At 70.2% G+C, this 20,529-nt stretch carries 14 protein-coding genes; 2 read left to right on the forward strand and 12 right to left on the reverse strand.

Translation table 11 applies throughout. From position 1 onward, the window contains the following. Positions 1-437: 437 nt before the first annotated feature. Positions 438-863: a hypothetical protein gene (locus tag QZ749_RS14685; protein WP_296948311.1), complete on the forward strand. Its 426-nt coding sequence runs from the start codon at positions 438-440 to the stop codon at positions 861-863. A 196-nt stretch (positions 864-1,059) separates the two neighbouring features. On the opposite strand, the gene ahpF is transcribed toward QZ749_RS14685, so the two are convergent. The 9 genes from ahpF to QZ749_RS14730 all read right to left on the reverse strand — a co-directional run bounded on the left by ahpF (position 1,060) and on the right by QZ749_RS14730 (position 15,188). Further along, entirely contained in the window at positions 1,060-2,637 is a 1,578-nt protein-coding gene (ahpF, locus tag QZ749_RS14690; protein ID WP_296948314.1) for an alkyl hydroperoxide reductase subunit F, read from the reverse strand. Positions 2,638-2,892: 255 nt separating this feature from the next. Next, positions 2,893-3,456 (reverse strand): alkyl hydroperoxide reductase subunit C, encoded by a 564-nt coding sequence (ahpC, locus tag QZ749_RS14695; RefSeq protein ID WP_296948317.1) that lies wholly within the window; start codon positions 3,454-3,456, stop codon positions 2,893-2,895. A 146-nt stretch (positions 3,457-3,602) separates the two neighbouring features. Then, the gene (locus QZ749_RS14700; protein ID WP_296948319.1) at positions 3,603-4,826 is read right to left on the reverse strand and encodes a hybrid sensor histidine kinase/response regulator; all 1,224 of its coding nucleotides are present in this window, start codon (positions 4,824-4,826) and stop codon (positions 3,603-3,605) included. Further along, a complete protein-coding gene (locus QZ749_RS14705; RefSeq protein ID WP_296948321.1) occupies positions 4,823-5,488 on the reverse strand; it encodes a chemotaxis protein CheB in 666 nt (221 codons plus the stop codon). Before QZ749_RS14705 ends, QZ749_RS14700 begins: the two co-directional genes overlap by 4 nt. Next, entirely contained in the window at positions 5,488-6,342 is an 855-nt protein-coding gene (locus tag QZ749_RS14710) for a protein-glutamate O-methyltransferase CheR (RefSeq protein WP_373896823.1), read from the reverse strand. Before QZ749_RS14710 ends, QZ749_RS14705 begins: the two co-directional genes overlap by 1 nt. After that, positions 6,315-9,779 (reverse strand): response regulator, encoded by a 3,465-nt coding sequence (locus tag QZ749_RS14715; RefSeq protein ID WP_296948325.1) that lies wholly within the window; start codon positions 9,777-9,779, stop codon positions 6,315-6,317. The genes QZ749_RS14710 and QZ749_RS14715 overlap by 28 nt, the downstream gene beginning before the upstream one ends. A gap of 114 nt (positions 9,780-9,893) precedes the next feature. Next, a complete protein-coding gene (locus QZ749_RS14720) occupies positions 9,894-12,446 on the reverse strand; it encodes an excinuclease ABC subunit UvrA (protein WP_296948704.1) in 2,553 nt (850 codons plus the stop codon). 202 nt (positions 12,447-12,648) lie between these two features. Next, positions 12,649-13,740: an SDR family oxidoreductase gene (locus tag QZ749_RS14725; protein WP_296948328.1), complete on the reverse strand. Its 1,092-nt coding sequence runs from the start codon at positions 13,738-13,740 to the stop codon at positions 12,649-12,651. 2 nt (positions 13,741-13,742) lie between these two features. Next, on the reverse strand, positions 13,743-15,188 hold the full coding sequence (locus QZ749_RS14730; RefSeq protein ID WP_296948330.1) for a nucleotide disphospho-sugar-binding domain-containing protein: 1,446 nt from the start codon (positions 15,186-15,188) through the stop codon (positions 13,743-13,745). A 112-nt stretch (positions 15,189-15,300) separates the two neighbouring features. Between QZ749_RS14730 and QZ749_RS14735 the strand changes: the two genes are divergently transcribed. Beyond that, positions 15,301-16,929: an ATP-binding cassette domain-containing protein gene (locus tag QZ749_RS14735; RefSeq protein WP_296948332.1), complete on the forward strand. Its 1,629-nt coding sequence runs from the start codon at positions 15,301-15,303 to the stop codon at positions 16,927-16,929. On the opposite strand, the gene QZ749_RS14740 is transcribed toward QZ749_RS14735, so the two are convergent. From QZ749_RS14740 to QZ749_RS14750, 3 genes are read right to left on the reverse strand one after another with little or no spacing between them, the layout of a single operon-like run. Further along, positions 16,916-17,839 carry an ABC transporter permease gene (locus QZ749_RS14740; protein WP_296948335.1) on the reverse strand — a complete coding sequence of 308 codons (924 nt, stop codon included), beginning with the start codon at positions 17,837-17,839 and terminating at the stop codon, positions 16,916-16,918. The two genes, QZ749_RS14735 and QZ749_RS14740, sit on opposite strands and share 14 nt — an antisense overlap. Beyond that, complete coding sequence (locus tag QZ749_RS14745) at positions 17,829-18,935, reverse strand: ABC transporter permease (protein ID WP_296948338.1); 1,107 nt, start codon at positions 18,933-18,935, stop codon at positions 17,829-17,831. Before QZ749_RS14745 ends, QZ749_RS14740 begins: the two co-directional genes overlap by 11 nt. After that, positions 18,922-20,526, reverse strand: a complete 1,605-nt coding sequence (locus tag QZ749_RS14750) for an ABC transporter ATP-binding protein (protein WP_296948339.1) — start codon at positions 20,524-20,526, stop codon at positions 18,922-18,924. The genes QZ749_RS14745 and QZ749_RS14750 overlap by 14 nt, the downstream gene beginning before the upstream one ends. Between the last annotated feature and the right edge of the window lie 3 nt (positions 20,527-20,529).

Below are 20,529 nucleotides of genomic sequence, written 5' to 3' on the forward strand. Positions count from 1 at the left end.
TCGGGCCGCGCCAAGGATCAGACAGGAGGACGAGGCTTACTCCTACAAGGTCACGGAATTCCAGCCGATAGTTTCCCGACAGCACACAAAATAAGATGACACCATCATCGCTGCAAACACAACATACCCATCACGAAAGCGCCCGGAGGCCACCATGACCCGCATCACACCGAAAGCCTGGACTGCACTGCATGTGGCCGTGACCGGCCTCGCCACGTGGCTCATCTGCAATACCGAAGCCCTGGGCGGCGTTCCCCCGCTGTTCTTCCATTGACCGGGCGGGGGCAGTGTAGCACTTTGCCGGGCAGTGCCGTTCCGGCAGCCGGCCAAGCGTGCGCCGTGCCCGTTGCGCCATGGATGGAAAGACATGATTGTTACAAATTGGCAGTTGAAAAACTATCAACAGGAGCGCATACCAACAGCAGGAGGACTCGACCATGAAGTACGCCCTGCTCAATGATGAAGATGCGGCTTCGCGCCGCCACAGCGCCACCTTGCTCAAGTCGCTCGGCTATACGGTGGCCGAGACCGGGACGGCCGCTGCCGCCCTGAACGCGACCCGGGCGCTGCGCTTCGACGTGATCCTGACCGCGCAGACCCATGGCGACGGCGACCGCCGCGCCCTGCCTGGGGAATTGATGCGCCTCGCGCCCCGCACGCCGACCATCCTGCTGGTGCCGCACGACGGTCCGCTGCCGCCGCAATACCGCAGCTTCAGCGGCACCGTCACCAAGCCGGTCACGGTACGTGCGCTGCGCCATGCGCTCGAATTCGGCCTGGACGGCAGCGGCGCGCTGCCGGTCCCGCCGCCGCCCCGGCACGAGCGCCGCCACAACGGCCAGCGCCGCAGCAGGCCGCGCTGAGCGAAAACCGCTGTACCAGGCGCCGCCCGACGCAAAAACTATCATCCCGGCGCGGAAACACGTCGCCACGGCACAGGAAACACGTCGCCCCGGCGCAGGCCGGGGCCCAATTCCCAAGCGCTACGACAGCGCGAAAAAATCGGACCCCGGCCTGCGCCGGGGCGACGGTGCTACCTTCCCTCCTGCTTTCCTGCCCTTACGCCGACTCGACCGCCACCGGCATGCGGATCAGGTAGTCGAAGGCCGACAGCGCCGCCTTCGCGCCCTCGCCCGCCGCGATCACGATCTGCTTGAACGGCGTCGTGGTCGCGTCGCCCGCGGCGAACACGCCCGGGATGTTGGTGCGGCCGTGGGCGTCGACGATGATCTCGCCGAAGCGCGACAGTTCCACCGTGCCCTTCAGGAACTCGGTGTTCGGCACCAGGCCGATCTGGACGAACACGCCGGCCAGGGGCACGTGGTGGTCGGCGCCCGTCAGGCGGTCCTTGAACCCGATGCCATTCACTTTCTTGCCGTCGCCGGTGATCTCGGTGGTCTGCGCGTTCGTGTGGACGGTCACGTTCGGCAGGCTTTCCAGCTTGTTGACCAGCACGGCGTCGGCCTTCAGCTGGCTGGCGAATTCCAGCAGCGTCACGTGCTCGACGATACCGGCCAGGTCGATCGCCGCTTCCACGCCCGAGTTGCCGCCGCCGATCACCGCCACGCGCTTGCCCTTGTACAGCGGGCCGTCGCAGTGCGGGCAGTAGTTGACGCCGGCGTTCTTGTATTCCTGCTCGCCCGGCACGTTGACGTTCCTCCAGCGCGCGCCGGTCGACAGGATCACGGTGCTCGACTTCAGCGAGCCGCCGTTGGCGAAGCGCACCTCGACCAGTTCGCCGGGGGCGGACGGCGCGATGATCTGCGCGGCTTCCTGCTGGGTCATCACGTCGACGCCGTAGTGGCGCACCTGGGCTTCCAGCGCGGCCGAGAATTTCGGGCCGTCGGTTTCCAGCACCGAGATGTAGTTCTCGATCGACATGGTGTCGTTCACCTGGCCTCCCATGCGGCCGGTGGCGACGCCGGTGCGGATGCCCTTGCGGGCCGCGTACACGGCGGCGGCCGAGCCGGCCGGGCCGCCGCCGACGATCAGCACGTCGTACGGGTCCTTGGCATTGAGCTTGGCGGCGTCGCGGGCGCCGGCGCCGGTGTCGAGCTTGGCGACGATCTCCTCGATCATCATGCGGCCCGAACCGAACAGTTCGCCGTTCAGGAACACCATCGGCACGGCCATCACCTGGCGCGCTTCCACTTCCTTCTGGTAGGCGCCGCCTTCGATCACGGTCGTCCTGACCTTCGGGTTCAGGATGGCCATCAGCGACAGCGCCTGCACCACGTCCGGGCAGTTATGGCAGGTCAGCGACATGTACATCTCGAAATCGTACTCGCCGTCGAGCGCGCGGATGGCGTCGATGACTTCCGGATCGACCTTGGGCGGGTGGCCGCCGGTCCACAGCAGGGCCAGCACCAGCGAGGTGAATTCGTGGCCCAGCGGCAGGCCGGCGAAGCGCAGGTGCATGTCGGTGCCGGCGCGCTGCAGCGAGAACGAGGGCTTGCGGGCGTCGTTGCCGTCGTAGCGCACGCTGATCTTGTCGGCGCGCAGGCCCTGGATGGTATCGAGCAGTTCGCGGGTCTGGCGCGAGGTCTCGCCGTCGTCCAGCGACGCGACGATCTCGAACGGTTGCTGCACGCGTTGCAGGTAGGCGCCCAGCTGGGTCTTCATATCTTGGTCGAGCATGTTCGTTTCCTTTAGGCGTAAGTGGTCCATACGGGCGAGGTGGGGCCTCGACGCATCAATCAAAGTAGACAATCTGGGGTGAATCTCAACAAAATCGACTAGTTTGATCGCCTGCCAGGCCAATGGCGGGATCGTGCGACGTCGGGCGCAGGGCGGGGACACCGGCGGCCCGCCCCGCGGAGGCGGACGGCCGATGCCTGGTACTACGATGCTGCCGCTGCGGGCCGACCGGTTCGGCCCGCAGGTGGTCGATCCTTAGATCTTGCCGACCAGGTCCAGCGACGGCTTCAGGGTTTCGGCGCCTTCGTTCCACTTGGCCGGGCAGACTTCGCCCGGGTGCGACGCGACGTACTGGGCAGCCTTGACCTTGCGCATCAGTTCCGATGCGTCGCGGCCGATGCCGTTGTCGTGCACTTCCATGACCTTGATCTGGCCTTCCGGATTGATCACGAAGGTGCCGCGCAGCGCCATGCCTTCTTCTTCGATCATGACTTCGAAGTTGCGGGCCAGGATGCCGGTCGGGTCGCCGATCAGCGGGTAGTTGACCTTCTTGATCGCTTCCGAGGTGTCATGCCATGCCTTGTGCGCGAAATGGCTGTCGGTCGACACGCCGTACACGTTCACGCCCATCTTCGCGAACTCCGGCTGGAAAGCAGCCAGGTCTTCCAGTTCGGTCGGGCAGACGAAGGTGAAGTCGGCCGGGTAGAACATCAGGACCGACCAGGTGCCCTTGAAGTCGGCTTCGGTCAGGTCGACGAACTTGCCGTCGTGGTAGGCGGTTGCTTTGAACGGTTTGATCGTGCTGTTGATGAGGGACATGGATTAGGTTCCTTTTTAGGGGGTGAAAAAACGTTAGGTGTGTACTATACCGCGCACACGACCAAATGGGAAATTAATTGATCGGATTTCATCAATTGATTTTACCTATCAGCTCATCCGGGTGCCACGATGCCGCGGGCGACGGCTCAGGCCGACGCCACCGTCGCCGCTTCCATGCACGGCAGGGTCAGGCTGAACGTCGCGCCCTGTCCCGCCACGCTGCTCACCGTCAGTTGCCCGCCGTGCGAGGTGGCCAGCTGGCGCGAGATGTACAGGCCCAGGCCCAGTCCCTTCGGTTCGCCGCTGCGGGCGCCGCGCTCGTACGGCTCGAAGATGCGCTCGATGAAGTCGGGCGCGATGCCCTTGCCATGGTCGCGCACGTCGATGCGCACGGCATGGCCGCGCGTCCCGCAGTCTTCCAGGTGCACGCTGACCTCGACCTCGCCGCCGCCGCCGTAGCGCAGCGCATTGGTCAGCAGGTTGACGACCACCTGCTCGATGCGGAACTCGTCCCAGAAGCCTTCCACCGCGTCGTGCGGCCGCAGCGCGACGGTGCAGCCGGCCGCGGCGGCCTGCAGCGACAGGTCGTTGACGACCCGCTCCAGCAGCGCCATCAGCTCCACCCTGGCGGGCCGGATCGACAGCGTGCCGCTCTTCATGCGCGAGACGTCGAGCATGTCGTCGATCAGGCGGATCATCGACTTGATCTGGCGCTCGTCGCGCTTGATCATGTTGCCGGTCTGCTCGGCATTGAAGGCCGGCAGGTTGCCGCGCTTGAGCTGCAGGCTGCGCATCTGGACTTCGAGGAACAGCGTGTTGAGCGGCGTGCGCAGCTCGTGCGCCACCAGCGACATGAATTCGTCGCGCATGCGCAGCGAGCGCTGCAGCTCGGCCTGCGTCGCGTTCAGTTCCTGCAGCAGGATCTCCTGCTCGCGCCGGCTCTGTTCCAGCGCCTCCATCTGGCGCCGCATCTCGCGCCGCTGCTGGTCGAGCGTGACGAACACGTTGACCTTGCTGCGCACGGCGTCCGGATCGAGCGGCTTGTACAGGAAATCGACGGCGCCCGTCTCGTAGCCCTTGAACGCATAGTTCAGTTCGCGTCCGGCGGCGGACACGAACACGATCGGGATATTGCGCGTGCGCGAGGTGGCGCGCATCAGCTCGGCCAGTTCGAAACCGTCCATGCCGGGCATCTGCACGTCCAGGATCGCCAGCGCGAATTCGTGTTCGAGCATCAGCGACAGCGCCTCCTCGCCCGACAGCGCCTGGTAGACCTGGCGCTGCTCGTCGCGGATCAGGGCATCGAGGGCGCGCAGGTTTTCCGGCAGGTCGTCGACGATCAGGAGTTTGCTGGGATCGGGTGCGCTCATGATTTATCGTTCTCCAACATGGGCAACAGCGCGTGGATGCGTTCCAACGGCAGGATCAGGTCCGGGCTGCAGCGACGGATGGCTTCCAGCGGCATCGTCGGCACCTGGGCATCGGACGGCGCCTGGACGACGGTCAGGCCGCCGCAGGCGTGGATATGGGCCATGCCCGCCGCGCCGTCGTGGTTGGCGCCGGTCAGCAGGATGCCGGCCAGGCCGGGGCCGTAGGCATCGGCGGCCGATTCCATCAGCACGTCGATGGCCGGGCGGGCGAAATGCACGGGCGGCTCGCAGCTCAGCGAGAACGTCCGGTCGCACTCCACCGACAGGTGGTAGCCGGAGCCGGCGAAGTACACGGTGCCGGGCACGATGCCTTCCTTGTCGGCGGCCTCGCGCACCGGCACGGGCAGGCGCTCGGCGAACAGCTCGGCCAGCCGGCTTTCGCGGTCGCCCGGCAGGTGCAGGATGCAGAACACCGGCAGCGTGTAGTCGCGCGGCAGCGCCGGCAGCAGCTGGATCATGGCGTCGACGCCGCCGGCCGAGCCGCCGATCACGACGGCCTCGAAGCGGCGGCCCCGCAGGGTCGCGCGCAGGTCGTCGTGCAGGCCGCCCGGCAGGGCGGCGGCCGGCGCGGCGGGCAGCGGGGTCGGGGCTGCGGCGCGCATCAGGGACCTACCTTGCGGAAAATGCGTTCGCGCCGCGCCAGCGACTCGAAGCGCTCGGCATAGCTCGAGAAATCGATGCTTTCCTTGCTGCCGAGGCCGAGGAAGCCGCGGTGGCACAGCGATTCGTGGAACAGCCCGAGCACCCGGTTCTGCAGGCGCCGGTTGAAGTAGATCATGACATTGCGGCAGCTGATCAGGTGGGTTTCGGCAAACACGCTGTCCGTCGCCAGGCTGTGGTCGGCGAACGTGACGTTCTCGACCAGGAAGCGCTCGAACAGCGCGCCGCCGTACGCCGCCGTATAGTAATCCGAGAACGCGCGCAGCCCGCCCGATTTCTGGTAGTTCTCGGTGTACAGGCGCATGCGGTCGAGCGGCATCACGCCGCGCCGCGCCGCGTCCAGCGAGGCCGGATTGATGTCGGTCGCGTAGATCAGGCTGCGTTCCAGCAGGCCCTCCTCGTGCAGCAGGATCGCCAGCGAATACACTTCCTCGCCGGTACTGCAGCCGGCCACCCAGACCTTCAGCGACGGGTAGGTCTTCAGGAAGGGCACGACCTGCTGGCGCAGCGCCAGGTAGTACTCCGGATCGCGGAACATCTCGGTGACCGGGATGGTCAGGTACTGCAGCAGCTGCGCGAACGCGGCCGGGTCGTGCATCACGCGCGCCTGCAGGCTGGAAATGGTTTCGCAGTCCATCGCCTTCATCGCCGCCAGCACGCGGCGCTTCTGCGAGGCGCCGGTGTAGTCGCGGAAGTCGTAGTTGTACTTCAGGTACACCGCTTCGACCAGCATCCGCAATTCGATGTCGGTGTCGCTCGGTTGGTGCTTCAAATTCTCTCCAGGGTCGGCATCCATACGCGCATCAGCGAGTACAGCCGGGTCAGGTCGATCGGCTTGGCCAGGTAGTCATTGGCACCGGCGGCCAGGCATTGTTCCTGGTCGTCCTTCATGGCCTTGGCCGTGATCGCGATGATCGGCAGGCGCGCGAAGCGCTTGTCCTGGCGGATCCGGCGCGTCGCCTCCAGCCCGTCCATGCCCGGCATCATCACGTCCATCAGCACCAGGTCGATGGCGTCGTTCTCGTCGAGGCGGGCGATGGCCTCGAATCCGTTGCGGCCCACCACCACCTGGGCGCCGCGCTGTTCCAGCGCGCTGGTCAGGGCGAACACGTTGCGCACGTCGTCGTCCACCAGCAGGATCGTGCGGCCCTCGAACACGCGGTCGCGCCCGCGCACGGTCTTGAGCATGCTCTGGCGCTCGGACGACAGCTTGGACTCGACCTTGTGCAGGAACAGCGTCACCTCGTCCAGCAGGCGCTCCGGCGAGCGCGCGCCCTTGATGATGATCGAGCGCGAGTATTTCAGCAACTCCGCTTCCTCGTCGCGCGTCAGGTTGCGGCCGGTGTACACGATCACCGGCGGGAACGAGCACAGCTCTTCCATCGACATGCGCTGCAGCAATTCGTTGCCCTGCATGTCGGGCAGCTTCAGGTCGATGATCATGCAGTCGAAGATCTGGGTGCGCAGCAGGTGCAGCGCTTCCTCGCCGGTGCCGACGGCGGCGATCTCGACGTCGGTGTCGGACACCAGCTGCACCACGCTGTCGCGCTGGCGCTCGTCGTCCTCGACCAGCAGCACGCGCTTGACGGTCTGCGAGGACTTGTCCTTGAGCTTGCGGAACACGTCTTCCAGCTGCTCGCGCGAGGTCGGCTTGAGCGCATAGCCGATCGCGCCCAGGTGCAGCGCCTCGCCGCCGTTCTCCTGGCTCGACACCACGTGCACCGGGATGTGGCGGGTGGCCGGGTTGTCCTTGAGCTGCTGCAGCACCGACAGGCCCGAGCCGTCGGGCAGGCGGATGTCGAGCAGGATGGCGTCCGGCCCTTCGGCGGCGGCCAGTTCCAGGCCCTCCTGCGCCCGGTGCGCGACCAGGCAGCGGAATTCCATGTCGTGCGCCAGGCCGTACAGGATCCGGGCGAATTCCGGGTCGTCCTCGACCACCAGCACGGTGCGCCGGCCACTGGCGGCCTGGGCGCGGTCGTCGGCGAACGCCGGGATGCCATCTTCCTGCGCCTGCGGCTCGGGCGCCTGGACCGGCGCGCTCTGGCGCACCGGCGGCGCCGCATGCACGCGCTGGGGCGCCGGCGGGGTGGCGGCGACGGCGCCGTTGCGCGGCAGGCTCAGCGTGAAGGTGCTGCCCTCGCCCGGCGTGCTGGCCACGGTGAGCGTGCCGCCCAGCAGCCCGGTCAGGTCGCGCGAGATCGACAGGCCCAGGCCGGTGCCGCCGAAGCGGCGGTTGATGGTGCCGTCGGCCTGGTGGAAGGCGTCGAAGATCTTTTCCTGCTGGTCCGCGGCGATGCCGATGCCGGAATCCTGCACGCTGAACTGGATCCAGCCTTCGCCGCTGGCGCCGACCGTCAGGGCGACGCGCCCCTTGTCGGTGAACTTCACGGCGTTCGACAGCAGGTTCTTGAGGATCTGCTCGAGGCGCTGGCGGTCGGTATGGATCGCGGCCGGCACGTCCGGCTCCACCGTGAGCACGAAATCGAGGTCCTTCTGCTGCGCCAGCGGTTCGAACACGCGCGCCAGGCCCTCGATCGTGCGGCGCAGCGGGATGTCCTCGGGCACCAGCTCCAGCTTGCCGGCCTCGACCTTGGAAATGTCGAGGATGTCGTTGATCAGGTTCAGCAGGTCGTTGCCGGCCGAATAGATGGTCTGGGCGAAGCGCACCTGTTCCTCGTCCAGGTTGCCGCCGGCATTGTCGGCCAGCAGCTTGGCCAGGATCAGCGAGCTGTTCAGCGGCGTCCTGAGTTCGTGCGACATGTTCGCCAGGAACTCGGACTTGTAGCGGCTGGCGCGCTCCAGTTCCAGCGCGCGCTCGCGCAGCTGTTCCTGCGCCTGCACCAGCGCGGTGTTCTTGTTGTCCAGGTGGGTGGCCTGCTCGGCCAGCTGCTCGTTGGTCTGCTCCAGCTCGGCCTGCTGGTTTTCCAGCGCGCTCTGCGATTCTTCCAGCACGCGCGACTGCTCTTCCAACTCCTCGTTGGCGGTGCGCAACTCTTCCTGCTGGACCTGCAGTTCCTCGTTCAGCGACTGCTGTTCTTCCAGCGCCGCCTGCAGGCGCTGGCGGTACAGCACGGACGCCACGCCGGCGCCGACGCCCTGGGCGATCGTCTGCATGAATTCGATGTCGCGCTCGCGCACGCCGTGCAGGAAGCCGATCTCGATCACGCCCTTGATCTTGCCGAAATTGGAGATCGGCGCGATCAGCAGTTCGCGCGGCGACGCCTCGCCCAGCGCCGACACCACCTTGACATACCCGTCGGGCAGTTCGCGCAGGGTCAGCACGCGGTTCTGGTTGGCGGCCTGGGCCGCCAGCGAATCGGCCGGCTGGATGACCTGGGCATGCGCGGCGTCGGGCGCGAAGCCATACGTGCCGATGCGGCGCAGCACGCCGTCGTCGTCGCGCACGTACATGGCGCCGACGGCGCCGTTCAGGTGGCCCACCACGTAGTCGAGCACGGCCTGGGCCAGCGGCGCCAGGTCGTTGATGCCCATGGTGCGCGCGGCCAGTTCGGTCTGGCCGGCGCGCAGCCAGTCCTGGTGGCGCAGCAGCGCATTGTGCTGGGCCTCGTGCTCCAGCGTCTCGTTGTAGGTGGACGACAGGTGCATCAGCTCGCGCCGGCCGAACAGGGCCAGCAAGCCGGCCACGATCAGGCTGAACACGAGGAAGGCGCCGACCGACCAGCCGATCACTTCGCGCGAGGACTGGTTGCGCTCCTGCAGCAGGCGCTGTTCCTCGGCGATGAAGTTGGCGAACTGGCGGCGCACGTCGTCGGTCAGCTGCTTGCCGCGGCCGCTCTTGATCAGGTCGATGAACTCGTCGTTCCTGCTGCGCCGCGCGATCACGTCGTCGGCGAACAGTTGCCACTGCGCCTGGGCGGCGCGGATGCGGTTGACCCGGTCGACCTGGATCGGGTTGTCGTTCACCAGCGTGGTCAGGTTGCCCAGCTCGGCGTCGACGCGCGGCTTGGCCAGGCTGTACGGCGCCAGGAAGTCCTGGTCGCCGGACAGCAGGTAGCCGCGCATGCCGGTTTCCATGTCGGCCGACAGCCTGCTGATCTCGTTGGCGCGGCCGATCACGTGTTCGGAGTGTTCGACCCAGCTCAGGACACTGATCAGGTAACTGATGATGCCGACGAAGACCAGCGCGCTGAGCACGCCCATGCCGAGGGGCATGGCGACGTTGCGCGACAGGATGCGGCGAAATTGGGCGCTATCAATACTCGGGCCGGTCATGCTTATTTGAAACACTCATTGGAAAAAATGTCCAAAGTGTAACGCAAAGGGCAAAACGGGAGCGCCCCGTTGAACGGGTTTTTTATTGAGTATTTACAATGTTCGCCGACGATATCACGCTTTCCCGACGATTTGGCCCAGATAGGGGGCCGTTCGGCTCCTTTTTGCCCGGGCGACGTCCACCGGCGGCCCCGCCGCCACGACCCGTCCGCCCTCCTCGCCCGCGCCGGGACCCACGTCGATCACCCAGTCGCAGGCCGCCACCATGCGCATCGTGTGCTCGACCATGATGACGGTGTTGCCGGCATCGACCAGGCGCTGCAGCTGGGCCAGCAGGCGGTCGGCGTCGAGCGGGTGCAGGCCGGTGGTCGGCTCGTCCAGCACGTACAGCGCGCCGCCGCGGGTGGCGCGCTGCAGCTCGGTGGCCAGCTTGATGCGCTGGGCCTCGCCGCCGGACAGCTCGGTGGCGCTCTGGCCCAGCCGCAGGTAGCCCAGGCCGACCTCGCGCAGCACCTGCAGCGGCCGCGCCACGCCCTCCTCGGCGGCGAAGAAGGCGTGCGCCTCGTCCACCGTCATGGCCAGCACCTCGGCGATGTTGCGGTCCGCGTAGTTCACCGCCAGCGTGTCGGCGTTGTAGCGCGCGCCGCCGCAGGTCGGGCACGGCGCGTAGACGCTGGGCAGGAACAGCAGCTCGACCATCACGAACCCCTCGCCGGCGCAGTGCGCGCAGCGGCCCTTGGCCACGTTGAACGAGAAGCGCCCGGCGTCGTAGCGCTTCTTGCGCGCGGCCGGGGTGGCGGCGAACAGCTTGCGCACCTGGTCGAACAGGCCGGTGTAGGTGGCCAGGTTGGAGCGCGGCGTGCGGCCGATCGGCTTCTGGTCCACCCGCACCAGGCGGCGCACGCCCTCCAGGCCGGACAGGTGGCCCAGCGTCTCGACCTCGGGTTCGCGCTCCAGTTCCGTCCCCGCTTCCAGCGCCGCTTCCGGCTCGGCGTCCGGCTCGGCCTGGCCCAGCCCGCGCACCACGAGGTCGACCAGCACCTGGCTGACCAGCGTCGACTTGCCCGAGCCGGACACGCCCGTCACGCCGGTCAGCACGCCGAGCGGGAAGGCGACGTCGAGGTCGTGCAGGTTGTTGCGGCTCACGCCTTCGAGGCGCAGCCAGCCGGCCGGCGCGCGCGGCGTGCGCGCCGGCGGCGCGGCGCCGTCGGCCGTGTCGGGGAACAGGTAGCGCCGCGTGTGCGAGCCGGCGACCTGGCGCAGGCCCGCGGGCGGGCCGCTGTACAGGATGCGCCCGCCCCCTTCCCCGGCCTGCGGGCCGACGTCGACGATCCAGTCGGCATGGCGGATCACGTCCAGCGCGTGCTCGACGACGAACAGCGAGTTGCCCGCCGCCTTCAGGCGCGCGAGGGCGTCCAGCAGCGCCTCGGCATCGGCCGGGTGCAGGCCGGCCGACGGCTCGTCCAGCACGTAGACGACGCCGAACAGGTTCGAGCGCACCTGGGTCGCCAGGCGCAGGCGCTGCAACTCGCCCGGCGACAGCGTCGGCGTGCTGCGCTCCAGCGTCAGGTAGCCCAGGCCCAGCGCGAGCAGCACGTCCAGGCGGGCGCACAGGTCGGCGGCGATGCGGCGGGTGACGATCGCCTGTTCCGGCGGCTTGCCGGCGCAGCGCCCGCCGGCGGCGTAGGGGCGCATCAGATCGGCCAGCCGCGCCAGCGACATGCGCGACAGTTCCGTGATGTCCAGTCCGGCGAAGGTGACCGACAGCGCTTCCTGGCGCAGGCGCTTGCCGCGGCACAGCGGGCAGTCGGCGCCGACCATGTAGCGCGCCACGCGCTTCTTCATCGCGGCGCTCTCGGTGTTCGCAAAGGTCTGCAGCACGTAGCGGCGCGCGCCGGTGAAGGTGCCCTGGTAGCTGGGCGGGTCCTTGCGCCTGAGCGCCTTCTTCGTCTCCGCCGGGCTCAAGCCGGCGTACACGGGCACCGTCGGCGCCTCGTCGGTGAACAGGATCCAGTCGCGGTCCTTTTTCGGCAGGTCGCGCCAGGGCGTGTCGACGTCGTAGCCCAGCGTGACGAGGATGTCGCGCAGGTTCTGGCCGTGCCAGGCCGGCGGCCACGCCGCCACCGCGCGTTCGCGGATGGTGAGGCTGTCGTCCGGCACCATCGACGCCTCGGTCACGTCGTACACGCGCCCCAGGCCGGAGCAGCGCGGGCAGGCGCCTTCGGCCGTGTTGGGCGAGAACGACTCGGCATACAGCAGTTCCTGGCCGGGCGGATAGTCGCCGGCGCGCGAATACAGCATGCGCAGGGAATTCGACAGCGTGCTGACGCTGCCCACCGACGAGCGCGCCGTCGGGGTGCCGCGTTGCTGCTGCAGGGCCACGGCCGGCGGCAGGCCGTCGATGTCGTCGACTTCCGGCACCGGCATCTGGTGGAACAGCCGGCGCGCGTAGGGCGACACCGATTCCAGGTAGCGCCGCTGGGCTTCCGCGTACAGCGTGCCGAAGGCCAGCGAGGACTTGCCCGAGCCGGACACGCCGGTGAACACGACGAGCGCGTCGCGCGGGATGTCGAGGTCGACGTTCTTCAGGTTGTGCTCGCGCGCGCCGCGCACGCGCACGAAGCCGGCGCGCGCGGCGCCCGGCGTCGTGGTGCCCGCCGGCCTCATGTCCTGCGGCGTGTCCTGCGACGTGTCCTGCGGGGCAATGCCCTGCGGCGTGGTGTCCCGAGGCATCTGCTGTTTCCTGCGCATGTGTTCCCTCCCGCTTGCGGTCCGAGGCGCCATTGGAGCACGTCCGGCCGCGCACCGTCGGTGCGCGCGGCCACGCTGGGCGCCGCCCCGCCGCATGCCGGCGCGCGCCGGCGGCGGTTCAGGGAATCAGGCTGCGCGCGCGCAATTCGGCGAACAGGTCGAAGAAGGAATCCTCGGTCGATTGCCAGGCCGCGAAGCCGAGCCGGCGGCTGTTGGCCATGTCGGTCATCACCTCGATCGGACGGCCCAGGTCGAGGTCGGTATGCCAGGGCGAGGCCAGGCGGTCCAGGTCGGCTTCCTGCAGCCGGTAGCGCTGGGCCATGTCGAGCCACAGCGCGCGGTCGTTGGCCATCAGTTGTTCCAGCGGCTGGACCTCGCCCGAAAAACCGGCCGCCGGCACGCCGAACCAGGCCGCCAGGCGCCGCCACAGCCAGCTCCAGCGGAAATAGTCGCCGTTGGTGATGTTGAAGGCTTCGTTCTTCGCGGCATCGGTGTCGGCCGCCCAGCGCAACTGCCTGGCGAGCATGCGCGCATCGGTGACGTCGGACAGGCCGTCCCACTGCGCCTGCGAACCGGGGAACTGGAACGGGCGCCCCGTTTCCTTGCAGATCGACGCGTACACGGCCAGCGTCGTGCCCAGGTTCATCGCATTGCCCACCGCCAGGCCGACGACCGTGTGCGGCCGGTGGATGCTCCAGGTGAAGCGGTCGCGCGCCGCGGCGGCGTAGACCTCGTCTTCCTGTGCATAGTAGAAATTGTCGAGCGGCAGGCGCGGTTGCGCTTCGCGCAGCGGCGTGTCGGGCAGCGTGCCGCTGCTGGCATAGGCCTCGAACGGGCCGAGATAGTGCTTCAGGCCGGTGACCAGGGCCACGTGGCGCAGCGCCGTGCGCGGCGCCAGGGCGTCGAGCAGGTTGCGCACCATGGCGGCGTTGACGCGGATGTTGTCCGCCTCGCTGTCCTGGCGCATCCAGGTGGTGATGAAGACGTGGGTCGGGCTCGCTTCGCGGTTGCCGGCGCCGAAGGCCGCGTCGAAGGCCCGCGCCAGGCCGGCCGGGTCCATCAGGTCCGCCGGCACCGGGATCAGGCCCGGCAGGTCGGTGGGTGGACGGCGGGCCAGGCCGTAGACGGTCCAGCCATGGGCCAGCAGTTCGCGGGCCGCGTAGCGCCCGCCGATCCCGCTGGCACCGACCACGAGTGCGCTTCGTTGCATGTTCATCCTTTCGTCGACATCGTTGTTCGTGCGGGATTGTCGCCGATATCGCGTCCGGGCGTCGCGCCGGCCAGCGTTTCCAGGCGCGCGGCCAGCGCCGCGGCCGCGTCCCGGCCGTCGAAGCGGGCGGCGACGGCGCGGCAGCGCTGCGCCACGGCCGGGTCGTCCAGCAGGCGCGCCAGGGCGCGCGCCAGCCGCGCGGCATCCACGCGCGCCGCCGGCAGGCCGGCGCCGGCGCCCAGCGCCGCCACGCGCATGGCGTTGTCGAACTGGTCGTGGGCCAGCGGCACCACCAGCTGCGGCGTGCCGGCGCGCAGCGCCTCGGCCGTCGTACCGATGCCGCCGTGGTGGGCCAGCAGCGCCAGGTGCGGCAGCAGGCGCCGCAGCGGCACGTAGTCCTGCTGCAGGATGCCCGGGGGCAGCGTGGCCGGCAACTGGTCGCGGTGCGGGGTCAGGAGGATGGCGCGCCGGCCCACCTGCCGCGCCGCGTCCAGCGCGGCGCGGAAGTAGGCGGCAGCCTGGGTATTGCCGGTGCCGTGGGTAAAGGCCAGCGGCGCCGGCCCGGCGCGCAGGAAGGCCTGCAGTTCGGCGGACAGCGGCGCGTCCGGGGCGGGGTCGTACAGCGGGAAGTCGCCGCGCTGCAGCGGTTGCGGCCAGTCCGGCTGGGTCGGCGCGAACCACGCGGGGAACAGGGTCAGCGACAGGTCGGGGACGGCGAACACGGCGTCGGCCAGCGTGCGCGCCGGCGCCAGGCCGTGCGCGGCGCGGGCGGCGTTGACGTCGGCCAGCGCCACCGGGTCGACGAAGGTGCGCATCGCCCAGCGCCACAAGGCGCGCCGCGCCGCCAGCGGCACCCAGGAGGGCACGCGCCAGGGGCCGACCAGCAACGGGTCGTGCACGGTCGGCAGGTTCTGCGGCGCCAGCCAGGCGGTGGCGACCTTCAGGCCGGGGCGGTCGGCCCGGCACAGCGCCGCCTCGGGCAGGGCCAGCGGGTGGACCAGCAGCACGCACGCCTCGTGCGCCGGCAGCGCCCGCACGAAGGGAACGATGCGCGCCATCGCCGGCCGCGTCGCGCGCCAGACCACGCCGAAGCCGCGCGTCGGATGCCAGAGGTCGGGGTCGTGCAGCACCGCGGCGTCGGCCGGCAGGCCGGTGAACGCCAGGCCGGTGGGCGCCACGTACGGCGCGTGCTGTTCCGGCGCCAGGAAGCTGACGCGATGGCCGCGCGCGCGCAACGCCAGCGCCAGGGCGAGGAAGGGAAACAGGTCGCCGGCCGAGCCGATGGTGGCGACGACGAAGTGGACAGGTGGCGAAACGTGCTGCGGCGCGATGGCGTTCTCCCGGCGTGGTGGGCTGACCGTTTGCGCTACTCTACGCGAAAAGCGGCGCGCTTGACGCGGCGCGGCCTCCCCTGCCAGAATGGCGTCGACCCACCGAGGAGATTCCACCCATGCGCCTGTAATGCCCGCCGTCCCGCGACGGCAACGAACCCATCCCGCCAGCGGCACCGCTGCGGCCCGGCTTCCCGGCATACAGGAATTCCACATGGAGGAATCACCCATGGCGCTTGCTTCGCATCCCTGCTTCGCGACCCTGCACGGGGTCGACATCCACCTGCCCGACGGGCGCATCCTCTTCCACGACATGCACGAGGCGTTCGGCGCCGAAACCGTCGGGCTGATCGGCCCGAACGGCAGCGGCAAGACCACGCTGGCCCGCGTCGTCGCGGGCGACTTGGCCGCGACGGGCGGCCGCGTCGCGCGCCCGGGGCGGCTGCGCTACCTGGCGCAGCAGGCCGGGCCGCTGCACGCCGCCAGCCTGGCCGAGGTCGCCGGCGTGGCGGCCCCGCTGGACGCGCTGCGCCGCCTGGCCGCGGGGCAAGCGCGCGACGGCGACATCGACCTGGTCGGCGAGCGCTGGGACCTCGCGGCGCGCTGGCAAGCGATGCTGGACGCGGCGGGGCTGGACGCGGCGCTGGCGCCCGCGGCGCTGTCCGGCGGCCAGCGCACGCTGCTGGGCCTGGTGGGCGCCTTCTGCAGCGACGCCGACCTGCTGGTGCTGGACGAGCCCGGCAATCACCTGGACCGCGGCCACCGCGCCTTCCTGCTCGAACGGATGCGCGCCTGGCGCCAGGCCGGGCGCGGCCTGCTGCTGGTCAGCCACGATCGCGCGCTGCTGGAACACGTCGAGCGCACGCTGGAAGTGCGCGCCGGCGGCCTGCGCCGCCACGGCGGCGGCTGGACGGCGGTGCAGGCGGCGCGCGCGGCCGAACTGGCCGGCGCCAGCGCGCGCCTGGAGCGCGCGCGCGTGGAACGGCGCCAGGGCGAGGACGCGATGCGCACCCAGGCCGAACGCGCGGCGCGCCGCCAGGCCCGCGGCGAACGCGCGGCGCAGGCCGGCGGCCAGCCGCGCATCGTGCTCAACGCCCAGCCCCAGCGCGCCCAGCGCACCGACGGCGCCCGCGCCGAACGCCACGCGCGCCGGCGCCAGGACTTGCAGGACGAGGCCAGCGCCGCCTTCGCCGCGCTCGACGCCATGCTCCAGGCACCCGCCTTCCCGCGCCTGGACGCCGCCATTCCCGATGGGCGGGCGGCGCTGGCGCTGGACGGGCTGGTGGCGCCGTGGGGGCCGCGCACGCCGCTGACCTGGAGCGCGCACGGCGCGGCGCGCATCGCCATCCGCGGACCGAACGGCTGCGGCAAGTCGACCCTGCTGCGCATCCTCGCCGGCCAACTGGCGCCGCTCGCGGGCCAGGCGCGCACCGTGCCGGCCGTGCTGCTGGACCAGCACCTGGACCTGCTGGTCCCGCACCTCGACCTGCTGGACCAGCTGGCGCGCGCGGCGCCCGGCACCGACGAAGGCCGGCTGCGCCAGATGCTCGCGCTGGCCGGCCTGGGACCGGAGCGCGTGCTGCGCCCGGCGGCCACGCTCAGCGGCGGCGAGCGCATGCGCGGCGCCCTGCTGCTGGCCGTGCTGCGCCGGCCGGCGCCGCGCCTGCTGCTGCTGGACGAGCCGACCAACCACCTGGACCTGCCCGCCGTCGAGGCGCTGGAAGCGATGCTGGCCTCCTGGCCCGGCGCGCTGGCCGTCGTGTCGCACGACGAGCGCTTCCTGGACGGCATCGGCCCGACCCACCGGCTCGACTGGGACGCGGCCGGCTGGGCGGCCGGCGCCGCTAGTCGGCCTTGAAGCCCTGCCCCAGCGACATCGGCTTGTTCAGCAGGATCGTCTGCGGATTGCGGCAGATGACGACCAGCACGACGATGGTGGCGAGATAGGGCAGCATCGACAGGAATTCCGACGGCACGTCGAGCCCCAGGCCCTGGCCATGGAACTGCAGCACGGTGACGCCGCCGAACAGGTAGGCGCCCAGCAGCAGGCCGCGCGGCTTCCAGGTCGCAAACACGACCTGGGCCAGCGCGATCCAGCCGCGTCCCGCCGTCATGCCCTCCACCCACATCGGCGTGAGCGCCAGCGACAGGTAGGCGCCGCCCAGGCCGGCCAGCGCGCCGCCGAACAGCACCGTCGCATAGCGCAGCTTCACCACCGGCATGCCGATCGCGTGGGCGGCGTGCGGGGCCTCGCCGACCGCGCGCACCAGCAGGCCGATGCGGCGCTTGGCGAGCAGCCAGCCGACCAGCGCCACCAGCAGCAGCGAGGCGTACACCATCGGGTCGAAGCGAAACAGCAGCGGGCCGACGAACGGCAGGTCCGACAGCAGCGGGAAATGCAGGTGCGCCAGCGGCGCCACGGTCTGGCCGACCAGGTCGCGCCCCACGAAGGCCGACAGGCCCAGGCCGAACAGCGTCAGCGCCAGGCCGGTGGCGACCTGGTTGGTCTGCAGGGTCAGCACCAGGAAGGCGAACACCAGGGCCAGCGCCATGCCGGCCGCCAGCGCGGCCAGGAAGCCCAGGCCGATCGAGCCGCCGTGCAGCGCCGCCGAGAAGCCGGCCACCGCGCCCACCACCATGATGCCCTCGAGCCCGAGGTTGATCACGCCGGAGCGTTCGGCCACCAGCTCGCCGGTCGACGCCAGCACCAGCGGGGTGGCGGCGCCGGCGGTGCTGGCCAGGAATGCGATCAGGTAGTCAGGATTCATGCCGGGCGGTCTCCATGGACAGGGGCGCCGGCGGCGCGGTGCGCGCGCGCGGCTTGATGCGGTAGTGGATGAACAGGTCGGCCGCCAGCAGGTAGAACAGCAGCAGGCCCTGGAACAGGCCGGTGATCGCCGACGGCAGCTGCAGCTCGATCTGCGCCGTCTCGCCGCCGATGTAGAGCAGCGACATCAGGAGCGCCGCCAGCACCACGCCGACGGGATGCAGGCGACCGACGTAGGCGACGATGATGGCCGCGAAGCCGTAGCCGGGCGACACCGAGGATTGCAGCTGCCCGAGCGGCCCGGCCACCTCGCCGACGCCGGCCAGGCCGGCCAGCGCGCCGCTGGCCATGAAGGCCAGCCAGACGTTCTTCGGCTCGGAAAAGCCGGCGTACAGCGCCGCCGCCGGCGCCATGCCGCTGACCTGCATGCGGTAGCCGGCGAAGGTGTGGCGGCAGAAGAACCAGGCCGCGGCCGCCACCAGCAGCGCCAGCGGGAACGCCGCGTTCACGCGCAGCCCCTCGACCAGCAACGGCAGCGTGGCCGACTCGCCGAACATCTTCGATTGCGGGAAGTTGAAGCCGGCCGGGTCGCGCAGCGGCCCGTGCACCAGGTAGCCGAGGAACAGGTAGGCCACGTACACCAGCATCAGGCTGACCAGGATCTCGCTGGTGTTGAAGCGCGTGCGCAGCAGCGCCGGCACGGCGGCCCAGGCCATGCCGCCGAGCGCGCCGGCGGCCAGCATCAGCGGCAGCACCCACCAGGCGTCGACGCCGTCGAAGTACAGGGCCACGCAGCCGGCCGCGACGGCGCCCATGGTCAGCTGGCCGTCGGCGCCGATGTTGTGGACGTTGGCGCGAAAGCCCAGCGCCAGGCCGATGCCGCACAGGATCAGCGGCGTCGCCTTGAGCAGCAGTTCGCCGATGCCGTAGCTGCTCGACAGCGGCTGGACGAAGTAGACGCGGAACGCGTGCAGCGGTTCGTGGCCGAGGAACAGGAACAGCAGCGAGCCGGTGGCGAGCATGGCGGCGGCCGCGATCAGCGGCGAGGCCAGCATCATGGCGCGCGAGGGTTCGGGGCGGGCTTCAAGCCGGGACATGGGCGACTCCTTGGGCGGGCGTGGCGGCGGTGGCGGGGGCGCCGGCGAAATCGCCGCCCATCCACCTGCCGATCTGGTCGACGCCGGTGGCGGCCACCGGCACCACGGGCGACAGGCGCCCTTTGGCCAGCACCGCGATCCGGTCGCACATCATGAACAGTTCGTCGAGTTCCTCGGACACCACCAGCACGGCCACGCCGGCGTCGCGCAGGTCGATGATGCGCTGGCGGATCAGCATGGCGGCGCCGATGTCGACGCCCCAGGTGGGCTGGGCCAGCACCATCACCCTGGGCGCCAGGCCGATCTCGCGCCCGACGATGAATTTCTGCAGGTTGCCGCCGGACAGGCTGGACGCGGGCGAATCCGCGCCGCCGCACTTGACCTTGAAGCCGGCGATCACCTTGTCGGCGAACGCGCGCACCGCGCTGCGCCGCACCAGGCCGCGCCGCACCATGCCGGCGTCCGGCGCCAGCCAGCCGGTCAGCAAGGCATTGTCGGCCAGCGCCAGCGCCGGCACCGCGCCGCGCCCGAGGCGCTCCTCGGGCACGAAGCCCAGCCCCAGGCGGCGCCGCGCGGCGGCGTCCAGGTGGCCGGCGTCGTGGCCGAGGAGGCGCACGGCGCCCGGCCGCGGCGCCGCCGCTTCGCCCGAGATGGCCTTGAGCAGTTCCTGCTGGCCGTTGCCGGAGATGCCGGCCAGGCCGACGATCTCGCCGGCGCGCAGTTCCAGGCCGATGTCGTGCAGGCTCGTCCCGAACGGGTCGGCGCTGGCCAGGTCGAGGCGGTCCAGCGCCAGGCGCACCTCGCCGGGCGCGCGCGGCGCCAGCGAACAGGTGGGCAGGTCGCCGCCGATCATCAGCTCGGCCAGCGACTGCGCGGTTTCCTCGCGCGGATTGGCGGTGCCGGCCACGCGGCCGGCGCGCAGCACGGTCGCCTTGTCGCACAGGGCCTGGATCTCGTCGAGCTTGTGGCTGATGTACAGGATGCTGACGCCTTCGGCGGCCAGCTGGCGCAGCGAGACGAACAGCGTCTGCACGGCGTCGGGCGTGAGCACCGAGGTCGGCTCGTCCATGATCAGGAGGCGCGGCGACTGCAGCAGGCAGCGCACGATCTCGACGCGCTGGCGCTCGCCCACCGACATGCTGTGCACGCGCCGCTCCGGGTCGAGCGGCAGGCCGTACTGCGCCGACACGGCGCGGATGCGCGGCGCCAGCTGCGCCGGCGAGATCCTGTCGTCCAGCGCCAGCGCGATGTTCTCGGCCACCGTCAGCGTCTCGAACAGGGCGAAATGCTGGAACACCATGCCGATGCCCAGCCGGCGCGCGTGCGACGGCGACGGGATCTCGACCTGCCGGCCCTCCCAGACGATCTCGCCGGCGTCGGGACGGGTGACGCCGTAGATCATTTTCATCAGCGTGCTCTTGCCGGCGCCGTTCTCGCCCAGCACGGCGTGGATCTCGCCCGGCATGACGGTGAGGTCGACGTCGGCGTTGGCCACCACCGACGGATAGATCTTGGAAATGCCGAGCAATTGCAGGCGCGGCGCGACGCGGTCTCGGACCGCCTGCGGCGGCGGTCCCTGGGGGTCTGTCATCGG

Origin of the sequence: uncultured Massilia sp., assembly GCF_913773735.1 — a bacterium.
Lineage (GTDB): Bacteria > Pseudomonadota > Gammaproteobacteria > Burkholderiales > Burkholderiaceae_D > Telluria.